The 11,127-nt window shown below is 66.9% G+C and carries 11 protein-coding genes and 2 pseudogenes; 3 read left to right on the forward strand and 10 right to left on the reverse strand.

The features are described from left to right. Positions 1–190 (reverse strand): hypothetical protein (locus tag E1285_RS38775; protein WP_207947132.1); only part of this gene is annotated, 190 nt, incomplete at its 3' end. Between the two features lie 274 nt (positions 191–464). Here E1285_RS38775 and E1285_RS38780 point away from each other — a divergent pair. Then, on the forward strand, positions 465–1,358 hold the full coding sequence (locus tag E1285_RS38780; RefSeq protein WP_132159589.1) for an undecaprenyl-diphosphate phosphatase: 894 nt from the start codon (positions 465–467) through the stop codon (positions 1,356–1,358). Between the two features lie 115 nt (positions 1,359–1,473). On the opposite strand, the gene E1285_RS38785 is transcribed toward E1285_RS38780, so the two are convergent. Genes E1285_RS38785 through E1285_RS38795 form a run of 3 tightly spaced genes read right to left on the reverse strand, consistent with a single transcriptional unit; the run spans position 1,474 to position 3,196 of the window. Then, positions 1,474–2,478, reverse strand: coding sequence for an IS481 family transposase (locus tag E1285_RS38785; protein WP_132159590.1), 1,005 nt, complete (start codon positions 2,476–2,478; stop codon positions 1,474–1,476). Beyond that, positions 2,475–2,756 (reverse strand): heavy-metal-associated domain-containing protein, encoded by a 282-nt coding sequence (locus tag E1285_RS38790; protein WP_132159591.1) that lies wholly within the window; start codon positions 2,754–2,756, stop codon positions 2,475–2,477. The genes E1285_RS38785 and E1285_RS38790 overlap by 4 nt, the downstream gene beginning before the upstream one ends. Continuing rightward, on the reverse strand, positions 2,753–3,196 hold the full coding sequence (locus tag E1285_RS38795; RefSeq protein WP_132159592.1) for a nuclear transport factor 2 family protein: 444 nt from the start codon (positions 3,194–3,196) through the stop codon (positions 2,753–2,755). Before E1285_RS38795 ends, E1285_RS38790 begins: the two co-directional genes overlap by 4 nt. A gap of 88 nt (positions 3,197–3,284) precedes the next feature. Here E1285_RS38795 and E1285_RS38800 point away from each other — a divergent pair, with 88 nt between their 5' ends. Then, positions 3,285–3,878: a TetR/AcrR family transcriptional regulator gene (locus tag E1285_RS38800; protein ID WP_132159593.1), complete on the forward strand. Its 594-nt coding sequence runs from the start codon at positions 3,285–3,287 to the stop codon at positions 3,876–3,878. A gap of 106 nt (positions 3,879–3,984) precedes the next feature. On the opposite strand, the gene E1285_RS38805 is transcribed toward E1285_RS38800, so the two are convergent. From E1285_RS38805 to E1285_RS38830, 6 genes and pseudogenes are all read right to left on the reverse strand, one after another. Next, positions 3,985–4,620, reverse strand: a complete 636-nt coding sequence (locus tag E1285_RS38805) for a hypothetical protein (RefSeq protein ID WP_132159594.1) — start codon at positions 4,618–4,620, stop codon at positions 3,985–3,987. 187 nt (positions 4,621–4,807) lie between these two features. Continuing rightward, a pseudogene (locus E1285_RS47900) lies at positions 4,808–5,011 on the reverse strand (transposase); the annotation flags it as partial. A gap of 98 nt (positions 5,012–5,109) precedes the next feature. Then, a complete protein-coding gene (locus E1285_RS38815) occupies positions 5,110–5,523 on the reverse strand; it encodes a DUF6262 family protein (RefSeq protein WP_132159595.1) in 414 nt (137 codons plus the stop codon). Beyond that, a complete protein-coding gene (locus E1285_RS38820; RefSeq protein WP_207947133.1) occupies positions 5,513–7,774 on the reverse strand; it encodes a tyrosine-type recombinase/integrase in 2,262 nt (753 codons plus the stop codon). Before E1285_RS38820 ends, E1285_RS38815 begins: the two co-directional genes overlap by 11 nt. After that, complete coding sequence (locus E1285_RS38825) at positions 7,771–8,877, reverse strand: site-specific integrase (protein ID WP_132159597.1); 1,107 nt, start codon at positions 8,875–8,877, stop codon at positions 7,771–7,773. Before E1285_RS38825 ends, E1285_RS38820 begins: the two co-directional genes overlap by 4 nt. Beyond that, entirely contained in the window at positions 8,837–10,054 is a 1,218-nt protein-coding gene (locus E1285_RS38830; RefSeq protein ID WP_132159596.1) for an IS256 family transposase, read from the reverse strand. Before E1285_RS38830 ends, E1285_RS38825 begins: the two co-directional genes overlap by 41 nt. A 271-nt stretch (positions 10,055–10,325) precedes the next feature. Between E1285_RS38830 and E1285_RS38835 the strand changes: the two are divergent. Continuing rightward, positions 10,326–11,127 (forward strand): annotated as a pseudogene (locus E1285_RS38835) (hypothetical protein); the annotation flags it as partial.

Raw genomic sequence — 11,127 nt, forward strand, 5'->3', positions numbered from 1 at the left:
GCCGGGATCTGGGCATCGCGCCGGGAGCGCCGATGGAGCCGTGCCCGGCCGTCCGGTCGTCCGGTCGTCCCGGACGGACGACCTTGATCGTGCCGCTGCGGCCGAGGCGGGTGTCGCGCCCCTCCCAGACCTCACCCATACCGGCGGCGCCCAGCGGCATCACCTTGACGTAACGGTCCCCGAAGTCCACGCCGGAGAGCGTATCGAGCGCGCAAGTGAACGCCGGATGAACAATGAGCGAGCCGAGGAGGGCCCAAGGTGCATGAGGTTGCGGACGTGGGCAGGGAGGGACGAGTCCCGGTACTTGGTGCGTGGGATCGGTGAGAAACTTGAGGGCATCTGACCATTCCTGCTCATGTGATCGGGTGGCCTCGTGCCCTGCGTCCGGGTGCCACCCGATCGCCTTGCCGCGATCCCGCCGTGTGCCATGGCGGAGGCTCCAGCACAAGGAGTAGCCACCCCACATGACGTGGTTCGAATCCATCGTCCTCGGACTTGTCCAGGGGCTTACCGAGTTCTTGCCGATCTCCTCCTCCGCCCACCTGCGGCTGACCGCCGTGGCAGCCGGATGGCGCGACCCCGGCGCGGCGTTCACCGCGGTGACGCAGATCGGTACCGAGCTGGCGGTGCTCATCTACTTCCGCAAGGACATCGTCCGGATCATCACCGCTTGGGCGCGCTCGCTGGTGAACAAGGAGGCTCGCAGGAGCAGCGACGCGAAGATGGGCTGGCTGGTGATCATCGGGTCGGTGCCCATCGGCGTGCTCGGCCTGACGATGAAGGACTACATCGAAGGCCCCTTCCGCGACCTGCGGCTGATCTCGTGCACCCTGATCGGCTTCGGCATCGTGCTGGCCATCGCCGACCGGTACGCCTCGCGCACCGCGGTCCGGGCCGAGAACGCCGGGAAGCACCGCGCCGCCCGGCCGGTCAAGGATCTGGAGGACCTGACCGTCCGGGACGGTCTGGTGTACGGGCTGTGCCAGTCCCTCGCCCTGATCCCCGGCGTGTCGCGCTCCGGCGCGACGATCACCGGCGGCCTGTTCCTCGGCTACAACCGCGCGGCCGCGGCCCGGTACTCGTTCCTCCTCGCCATCCCGGCCGTCCTCGCCTCCGGCGCCTACGAGATGACCGAGATCGGCGAGCACGGCAGCCACGTGGACTGGGGGCCGACGATCCTGGCCACCGTTATCGCCGGTCTGGTCGGCTACGCGGTGATCGCCTGGTTCATGAAGTTCATTACGACCAGGAGCTTCATGCCGTTCGTCATCTACCGCGTCGCCCTCGGCGCCACCGTGCTGGTGCTGATCTGGTTCGGCGTACTCGACCCCCTCGCCGGCAACACCAACGGCGACTGAGCCGGGCGGCCGCTGATCCGGCGGCAGGGCCGCTTGGGGGTGGTGTGGATCCAGGTGGCGCCGTCGGCCGACACATGCGTCAGCCGCCCGGCACGCTCGGGCCCCAGGTCGGTCCCTAGGTGTACGAGGGCTGGACGTTGGTGGCACCTTCCCGCAATCGGGATGCGGGTGGCTGGCCGCCCGCGCCTGAGTGTGGTCGGTGGTAGTTGTAGTGGATGTTCCAGACCGCGATCGCTGCGGAGCGCCCGTCCTCGCTGGTGAAGTCCCGGGCGTACAGCAGCTCTTCGGCCAGGATTCGCTGGTAGCGCTCCACCTTGCCGTTGTGGCGGGGCGTGTAGGGCCTGGTCTTCTGATGCCGGGACCAACTGCCAACGATGCGGGCGAAGTCGCCCGAGCGATAGCACGCGCCGTTGTCGGTGACGATCCGGTGGATGTGGGTGATGCCGTGGGAGGCGAACCAGACCTTTGCGCGGGCCAGGAACGCTGCCGCGGTGGCTCCCTTCTCGTCGAATAGTGGCTCGGTGTAAGAGAGCCGGGAGAAACCGTCGATTGCCGAGTGCAGGTAGGTGTACCCGCGCCGTGCGCCAGAGGTCTTGGAGCGTCCTGCGGCCTTGGCCTGGTCACTGTCACGACCATGGATACGCCATCCGCCGCCGTCGGGGATCCTGCCGACCTTCTTTACGTCCAGGTGCACCATGTGCCCAGGCCAGCGGGCGGTGATCTTGCCCGGCTTGCGGTTGCTGTCACCGTCGGGGTCGATGAACCGGCGTCGGCCGAGGCCGAGCCGGGTCAAGTGCCGAGTCACCGTGCGGCGGTTGATCCGGTAGCCCAGGTCGGCGAGTTCGTCGGTGATGCGCTGGGCGGACCACTTGTGTTCACGCCGCCAGGTCTCGATGTGTTCGATGACCCATGCGGGTGTCGCGTGTGGGCTCCGGTGTGGGGTCGAGGACCGGTCTTGAAGTCCGGCGTCGCCGTGACGCCGCCATCGGTTGACCCATTTCGATGCGCAGGCGCGTGAGATTCCCATCTCAACTGCGACGTGAGCAACCGGTCGCGTGCGGCAGCGTGCGACCAGTCGCCGACGACCCTCGACGCTGAGCGGTGCGTTCGAGTGAGTCACTGACCTCCTCGCATGCGTGTAGCGAGCTGCTGGTCGCTGGACTCGTCGGTCTCGTCGTCTTTGGGGGAGCGTGCGCTGGCGAGTTCGTAGCCAGCCTCCTCGACTGCGGCGCGGACATCGGCGAGGTCGAGTGCGGCGTCACTGGCCACTGTGACTTGGCCGCTGTCGAGGTCCACCGCGACCCCGGTCACACCAGGGATGCGCTCGATCTCCTCGGTAACGAACGAGACGCAGTGCTGACACACCATGCCGGCCACGTGGTAGTTGCTCTCAGTCATGCCGGCACCTCCTCGCCTGCCTGCTCACCGGATTGGCTGGACTCGGCATCCGGTTCGGCGGGTACATCCCGGAAGAAGATCTGCTGTCGCTGCATTCGCCCGTCAGGGGCGAACACGGCGAATATGCCGGACTCGATCGTTAGATCCCTGCCGAGGATGTGGACATACATCGTGTAGTGAGCGGCGAGCCGATTACCGTCGGCGATGGCCTCGTGTACCTCCACCCGACTGGTGGGCTTGTTCTTGCGTAGCGGTCGGACGTGCGCGATCAACTTCTCGCGGTCCATCTGCTGGCCGTCGAAGATCTGGACGATATCCGGGGTGTAGTAGCGGTCGACCACTGCCGCGAGGTCGTCGTTGCCATGCGCGATGTCCTCGTTGAAGGAACTGATGAAGTCGGCGATGAACTCCTTCGGGTCCCTGTCGTCGATGGTCACCATGGTGCTCCCGTCGGTCGGTGCCTGAATCTCAAATCTCTGACAACATGTAAGATATCTGTAGGCTCGCAACTTTGACAAGGTGTATGAGATGCCCGAGTCCCAGGCACGCAAGAGGCGCGCCGACGCGCAACGCAGCGCCGCGTCGATCGTGGGCGCGGCCGTACAGGTGCTCAACGACGACCCCGACGCCAGCATGGAAGCGATCGCGCGCGCCGCCGGCGTCACGCGGCAAACGGTCTACGCCCACTTCCCATCCAGAGAGCGTCTCCTGCAAGCCCTGCTCGACCACGTCACGTCCGAGGCCGTCACCGCGATCGACGCCGCCGACATCGATTCCGGTCCTGCCATGGATGCACTCTTCCGACTGTTGGAGGCCAGCGATCGCTCCGCAGGCCGCTACCCAGTCCTGTTGCAAACGCTTGGCGCGATGCGCCTGGATCAGAGCGCTGATGCCCAGCTCCACGCTCCAGTGGCAGACCGGCTCAGGCGAATACTGCGCCGGGGCCAGGAGGCCGGAGAGTTCGACAGGCAACTATCGACCGACTGGTTGATCGCGGCCACGATCAACCTCGGTCACGCCGCCGGTGAAGCAGTCGGTGACGGCCGCCTGTCGAAACCGGAAGCAGACCATGCCTTGCGAACGAGCCTGCTTCGGATCCTGACTCCCGGCCCGACCCGATGACCGCAGCGGCGCTCAGGACGGCCCTCACCCAGCAGCGTCAAGGACGTCGTGCCCCGCAACACCTAGGTGTCCCTCCGAAAGGGTGGATGGTGTCCGATGTGGCGGGTCAGGATGCTGTCGTGAGCAAGACGAGCGCCACCGCCAAGGGCACGGCGAACACGACACCGACGACCGCAAACACGATTCGGTAGGGATTTAGCTCCACCCACGACACCAGGCCCGGATACGTCTGGTCGAATTCTTTGGCGCTCCGGAAGCGGTGGGGCCCACTGCACGGCACGCCGAGCATCTTGACCAGCCGGTCCAGGTCCTGGCGCTTGTAGTAGGCGCCCCTCATCCTGATGAGCAGCGTGTCGTGCGCATCGAGCAGGAACAGGCTTTCGTCAGCCAACCCCGCCTGCGTGTCGAGAAGTGGGTCCTTCATTGGATCAATGGTTGCGCGCACCACTTTTGCGACGTGCGAGCGTGGCTGGCGCCGCCGGATAAAAGGCCCCCGCACGACGACCTCGTCCGAAGTCAGGATGATGCGTGCGGTGAGGAAGGCCCATACTCCCAAGATGGTCAACATGGCCATGATGGCGCCCACGATCAGGGCGACCACCTTGGGGGCGTCGCTGATCAGGACCGCGATCTCGACCACGCCGCCCAGTCCCACAACGGTCGCCACCGCCAGTGCTGTCCGGGAACGTGGGCGCAGTTCCAGGGTCCCTTGAACACCACGCACGCCAATTTCACCTTCCACCAGCCTGTAGACAGGATGCCACACCCCTGCCCACCAACGGTCAGCAACCCAACAAACACACCTGAACCAGCCGAGAAATCACCCTCGAAACCCACCGGCGGATCGAGGCTCAGGACCGCGATCCGATTCCCAGCTTCCAGAAAGCGGGACTGTCTGAAAGTTTGTGGGTGAGGCGGTGATCAGCTCTTCAGTTCAGGGTGATGCGGTCACCGTAGTGCAGTGAAAGTGCGTTGAGCGCCGCCTTCCATCCGGGGGTTTTGCCGGTCACGTTCGGCTGGTTCTTGCGCGGGGTGCGGATGACCAGGTAGAGCACTTTGAGTGCGGCCTGTTCGGTGGGGAAGTGGCCGCGTCGGCGGGTGGCCTGGCGGAACCGGGCGTTGAGGCTCTCGATCGTTATCTCGAGTGCTCAGGTTGAGGAGTTGCCTGACCTGGGCTGCTGTGTCGAGGACGCCGTCCTCGACACAGCAGCTTGATGGTGTCGGTGGGGTGTCAGCTGGGTCCGATCGTTATCGAAGAGCGAGATGCCGGGGTGGCTCGGAGCTGGCCGAGGGCTTCGGCGAGTTGGCGGCGGAGCCGTTGATTCTCCTCGGCCAGCTGGCGGTTTCGTTCGTTGGCCGCTTCCAGGCGGCGCAGGAGCGAGGCGTCGGTGGCTCGCTGGGCGACGGGAACGGCGGTGGCCAGCGCTCGCTGGGTGGCGTCACGCAGGTTCTGGATCTCGTCCCGGAGGTCGGGTTGGGAGTAGAGCCAGGACCGCGAGACGTCGGCTTGGCGGGCGACGGCCTCGAAGGTGATGGGAGTGCCGGTCCGGTCGAGTTCGCGGAGTGCCTGGATGGCCTTGGCGCGGGTGAGCTCGTGGCGGCGGCGGGCCGCAGTGGTCAGGTGATGGCTGTTGTCAGCCGGCATCGGCGGCCTCCGGGCCCTCATCGTCGCGGTCGTCGTCGGTTTGGAGGCCGGTGATGATGTTGTCGAGGTTGGTCAGGACCTGTTGGTTCATCTCGGCCAGGCGGGTCTGGCCGCGGGCCTCGGCGGCGGAGATGATCTGAACGATCTGTTCGCGGTGCTGCTGGTGCTGGGGCATGAACTCGGGGGTGGTGACGAACATCGGGCAGGTCAGGCAGGCGTTGGCGTGCGGGCAGGTCTTCTGGACCGGCAGGCCGCAGTAGCCGTTGGGCAGGGCCTGGGTGACGCGGCCGAGGCGTTGTTTGGCCCAGGCGGCCTCGGCCAGTGGCCCGCTGGGGTCGAGGGTGACCGCTTGGCCGGTGATGTTGACCTTGCGGGCTTGTTCCCAGTGGCGGCGGACGGTGGTGTCGTGGAGCCGGGCGTAGTGCCCGGTCATCTCGGCCGAGTCGTGGTCGAGGATGCGGCGGACGACCTCTTGCGGGACGTCCCGGTTGATCATCCTGGTGCCGAGGGTGTGTCTCCATTGGTGCGGGGTGAAGTGGACCGACTGGCCGTGCTCATCTTGGACGTCGCAGCGTTCCAGCCAGCGGTAGAGCGCCATCCGGTAGGTCGAACTGCTGGTCGGGGCCTGTCCGTCGAGGTTCTTGGTCGGCCGGGGGAACAACCAGGGCGTTCCGTCGGGCCAGCGCTCCTGGATCTGCTTGTGCTGCCGGCCGATGAGTTCGTGCAGCTGCTCGTCGATCGGGACGAGGGCTTCGCGTTTCATCTTGTGGTTGAAGTAGCGCAGATAGGGGGCGCCGTCGGCGTCGAGGGTGATGCAGTCGCGGTCAAGGCGCAGCGCGTCGGAGATCCGCAGGCCGCAGCGGATCAGGATGAGGGTGATCAGCCGGTAGGCCGGGTTGCTCCATCGCTCCAGGTTGTCGGGATGCTCGACCTGGGCCATGACGTGCTCGGCGAGGGCTCGCGGCGGGCGTTCGGCGCGTTTGGGCATGTCTTCGGGGAACAACATCGCGGTGGGCGGCAGCGTGTCGTCCCAGCCGTGCTGGCGGATCGCGGTGAAGAAGCTGTTGAGCAGCCCGATGTCGCTGCCGTGGCGGTGGCTGCCGGCCATTTCGGCGTGCAGGTCGGCCAGATAACGCTCCAGCAGTGGCCGGTTCACCTCGGCAAGCCGGTCGACGTCCACTGCCGGTGCCCCCAGGAAGATTGCGAACCGCTCGATGGCCCGGACCGCCCGGCGGCCGGCGTCCAGGCAGAGCCCGGTGCTGATGCGCCAGCGGACCCACCGCTTGGCCGGTTCCTTCAGCCAGGGCTGGGGAATGCGGTCGAACCGCAGCGTCGCCCGGCCCTGGAATCCCAGGTTGTGCATGCGCCAGACGTCCCGGCCGTATTCGATCTCCCAGCCTCCGTCGGCGTCGGCCAGGTCCTCCAGCTTGCGCCGCGCATAGATCAACAGCGCTCGCCGGTTGGAGTCCTTGGGAGCGGGACGGCCGATTCTGGTGCGCCATTGGTCTTCGGGCCGGTCCAGCAGCGAGGACTCCGGGCAATCGGTGAGGAAGCGGACGACCTGCATGACCACCATCGGCTGCGCCTTCACCGTCCGCTCGTCCCAGCGGCACTGCAACGCGTACTGGATCTCCAGCTTGAGCTGGGCAGGGAGGTCGTGCAGGTGAATGCGTTCGTGTCCGGGGACCGGGTCGTTATCGGCGTATCCGGCAGCGAAGGCTTCGGGCTCGGGGTAGCCGTTGGCCTTCCAGGTGTTGCCGTGCCCGCGGCAGAACGCGATGCCGCGCTCGGACCACAACCGGCAGGCGCCGATCATGCAGATTGGCTGCCCGGGCGGCGTCGAGGTCGCCGGGACGCCGGCCAGCCACGGTTCTCGGGGCGGCTGACCGGCGCTTTCCCATGCCGCTGCGTGCCGGGTGCACATGCCCTGACGGGCGACACCGCGACCGCAGCCCGAAGCCAGGCAGCACATCAGGGGCGCATGCTTGCGCCAGCGCGGGCCGGTCGTCGCGACGAACGTCTCCAGGTCCGGGCGCCCCTGCTTAGCCCACCGGTTCCGATGGCCCTGGCACAGACCATGGCCGCGGGAGGTCCGGCCGCACCCCTTAACCCGGCAGACCTGGCCGCCGAACACCGGATCGGCGGCGTCGAAGACCAGCTCGTCGGCCCGGAACTCGGGCCGGACCGCCGCCATCAGCTTGGCCAGCAAGCCCGGCCGGTCCGATGCCGGCAGGGCCGCGGGCCGGGTCACCAGGACACCTGCGTTCGGGTGAACCATCCCGCCTCTTCCAACACCCGGCGGGCATCCTCACTAGTCAGGTGCCCATAGACCTGAAGTGTCGTGGTGACCGAACAGTGCCCGAGGACCGCAGAGACCACCTCGACCGGGACACCGTCGCGCAGCATACGGGTCGCCATCGTGTGGCGATACCAGTGCGGGTCGAAGTCGAGGCCGGTCCGGCGCCGCAACCGGCGGACCAGATCATAGACGGCCGCATAGGCCAGCGGGTGGCCGTGCGGACGCCCCCACAGATTGACGAACACGTAGTCGGAGTCGAGCTCGCCGTATTCTTCGTGCAGGTAGTCGGCATAGAGCCGGATCAGTTCCGCCGAGACGGGAATCGTTCGGGAGGCCGCCGACTTGGTGCGGGCGCCGTTGGCGTTGATGCGGGGCGTCACGGTGATCTGGCGTTCGGCTGCGGTGATGTCCTCGTGCCGGAGCCCGAGTGCTTCCCCGATCCGCATCCCCGTGTCATAGAGCACGGCGAACAGCAGCCGGTCCCGCAGCCGGGCGCAGGCGTCCAAGATCGCCTGGACCTCGGTCACCGTCAGCACGCGTGGAAGCTTGCGGGCAGTCTTCAACGCGATCGTGCGGCGGGCGACCGGCTGACCCTTGCTGATGTGGTGCAAGAACGGCTTCCAACCACCCCGGCCCCCGGCAGGGCCCCACGTGATCAGCAGTTCTCCGAGGTCGACGCCATGCCGGGCTGCGTGCTGATAGAACGCCGACAGAGCCGAGAGCTTGCGATTCACCGTCGCCGCGGACACGTGATGCTCCACCGACGGCAGCACCGTGACCCGCCCGGTCCTGGCCGGCGGCGGGAGCCGCAGCCACGCGACGAACTCGCCGATGTCCTCCAACCGGACCTCGCGCCAGTCCAGGCCCCGGTCGTCCAGGAAGGTGAAGTAGTCCTTCAGATCGTGGGCATAGGCCTTGATCGTGTTCGGGGAGCGCTCGATGTCGGTGAGATAGGCCAGATACCGCTCGATCGCCGCGACGGGGAGATCGTCGTCTCCCAGTACCGTCCACGACTCAAGCGACGAGGCGGGCATCACCACCCGCTGAACAAGCATGCTTCCTCCGGAAGATCCGTGTGCTGGACAGCGGTAGATAACCACGTCCACCACGCAGATCCCGGCCGCTCACAAACCCCTGATCAACATGCACGACAGAGTCCAGACGGCTCCAGATAACGATCGCGTTGGTGGTGTAGATGACCTTGCGGATCTCGGCCGGGAACGCCAGGAACGGCACGAACGTCGGCCAGGCGTCCCGCCACAGCCGGATGATCGCCGGATACCTCTCGCCCCAGTCGGTTTCGAACTCGGTGAACCGCTGCTGGGCGGCGGCCTCGGTCGGGGCGGTGTAGATCTGCCGCATCGCCCGGGTGAGCCGGCTCCAGTGCGCCTTGGAGGCGTACCGCAGCGACGAGCGCACCAGGTGCACCACGCACTGCTGGACGGTGGCCTGCGGCCAGATCTCCTCGATCGCCTCCGGCAGTCCCTTGAGCCCGTCGCAGCAGGCGATGCACACATCGGCGACGCCGCGGTTGCGGAGTTCCGCCAGCACCGTCATCCAGTGCTTGGCGCCCTCGCCGCCGGTCCCGACCCACAGGCCCAGCACGTCGCGTTCACCGTGGCAGTCGATCCCGACGGCGACATAGATCGGCCGGTTGGCCACCTGACCTTCGCGGATCCTGACATACAGGGCGTCGATCAGTACGACCGGATACACGCTGTCCAGCGGCCGGGCCCGCCAGGCCTCCATCTCCTCGACGACCTTGTCGGTCACCCGGGAGATCAGATCCCGCGACACCTCGACCTGGTAGATCTCGGCCAGGTGCGCGCGGATCTCCCCGGTGGTCAGGCCCTTGGCATACAGCGAGATGATCGACTCATCGAACCCGGCCACCCGGCGGGCGTGCTTGGGCACGATCTGCGGTTCGAACTCGCCCGCCCGGTCCCGGGGTACCTGGACACCGACCGGCCCGATCTCGGTGGCCACCGTCTTGGACGAGGTCCCATTGCGGTGGTTACCGGTCGGCTCGGCCGGGCGTTCACCCCGGTCATAGCCCAGATGCTCGGACATCTCGGCTTCGAGCGCGGCCTGCAGCACGGTCTTGGTGATCCCGGCCAAAAGCCCATCCGGCCCGACCAGCGACACCCCCTCGGCCTTGGCCTTGTCGATGAGCTCGGCGGCCAGCTGCACATCCAGCCCGCCAGCGATCCCGCCCTTGTCGTCGTTGGTCACAGATGATCCTTCCCGGCTGAGGCACCAGCCCCAGCCTTCCGGATCACCACCCCACCCACACGATCTTCAGGACACTCCCCAGAAAGCCTGTCCATGGATCCAATATGCCGTCGCGAGGCACTCCGGCTCGCGGCGTGGGGCTCCATCATTCCGTGGTTGTCCGGAGGTGGACGGGCGGTGGTACGCGGTTCAATCGTTGATGGGCGTACGGCGCTCTTAGGATGTTCAGGCCTGACAGGGCTGTCAGGGTGGGTGAAAGGGCGGTGGCGGGGTGGCTGAGCTGGCTATTGCGGACTCGTTCATGCCGCAGTACGCCAAGTTGGACTCCAAGGTGCGCAAGGGTGTGGAGGCCGCGATCGGGAAGTTCGCGGAGCACACGCACGCGGGGCTGCACCTGGAGAAGCTCAACAACGCCAGGGACCCGCGGATCCGGACGATCCGGATCGACCAGTTCTGGCGCGGGGTGGTGCTGGCGCCGGAGAAAGGCGACGTGCACTGCCTGCTGGCCGTTATGCCGCACGATGACGCCATCGAGTGGGCCAGGAGCAGGAAGTTCTCAGTGAACCAGGCGATCGGCGTGCTGGAGGTGCGTGACCAGGTCGCCTTGGAGGAGATGTCCCCCGCGCTGGAAAAGGTCGCTGAGGGGACGGTTTACCGGCTTCTGGAGCATGTCTTCGACAAGGATCTGCTGCGCCTGGGGATCGATGGGGAGCTGATCCCGCTCGTCCGGCTGCTGACGGAGGAGTCGCATCTCCAGGCGATGGAGAAGCTGCTGCCGGAGCCGCAGTACATGGCGTTGCTGGCGCTGGCTCAGGGCATGAATCCGCAGCAGGCGTGGGAAGAGGTCGCCAAGACGCTGGCGGTGGAGGAGAAGCCCGCCACGGTCGACCCCGATGACCTGGTGACGGCCATGCGGCGGTCGCCGGGGCAGGTCGTCTTCGTCGACGGCCCGGAGGATCTGCGGGAGATCCTGGCGCATCCGTTCGACACGTGGAGGATCTTCCTCCATCCGGTGCAGCGGCGGGTCGCGCTCCGGCCTTCGTACAGCGGGCCCGCACAGGTGACGGGTGGGG

Source organism: Actinomadura sp. 7K507 (assembly GCF_004348425.1).
Lineage (GTDB): Bacteria > Actinomycetota > Actinomycetes > Streptosporangiales > Streptosporangiaceae > Spirillospora.

What these genes read in the sequence shown, in the direction of transcription:
- E1285_RS38780 (WP_132159589.1), top strand. Translation starts at nt 465, where the DNA reads ATGACGTGGTTCGAATCCATCGTCCTCGGACTTGTCCAGGGGCTTACC.
- E1285_RS38790 (WP_132159591.1), bottom strand. Translation starts at nt 2,756, where the DNA reads ATGACTGAGAGCAACTACCACGTGGCCGGCATGGTGTGTCAGCACTGC.
- E1285_RS38795 (WP_132159592.1), bottom strand. Translation starts at nt 3,196, where the DNA reads ATGGTGACCATCGACGACAGGGACCCGAAGGAGTTCATCGCCGACTTC.
- E1285_RS38800 (WP_132159593.1), top strand. Translation starts at nt 3,285, where the DNA reads ATGCCCGAGTCCCAGGCACGCAAGAGGCGCGCCGACGCGCAACGCAGC.
- E1285_RS38815 (WP_132159595.1), bottom strand. Translation starts at nt 5,523, where the DNA reads ATGCCGGCTGACAACAGCCATCACCTGACCACTGCGGCCCGCCGCCGC.
- E1285_RS38825 (WP_132159597.1), bottom strand. Translation starts at nt 8,877, where the DNA reads ATGCTTGTTCAGCGGGTGGTGATGCCCGCCTCGTCGCTTGAGTCGTGG.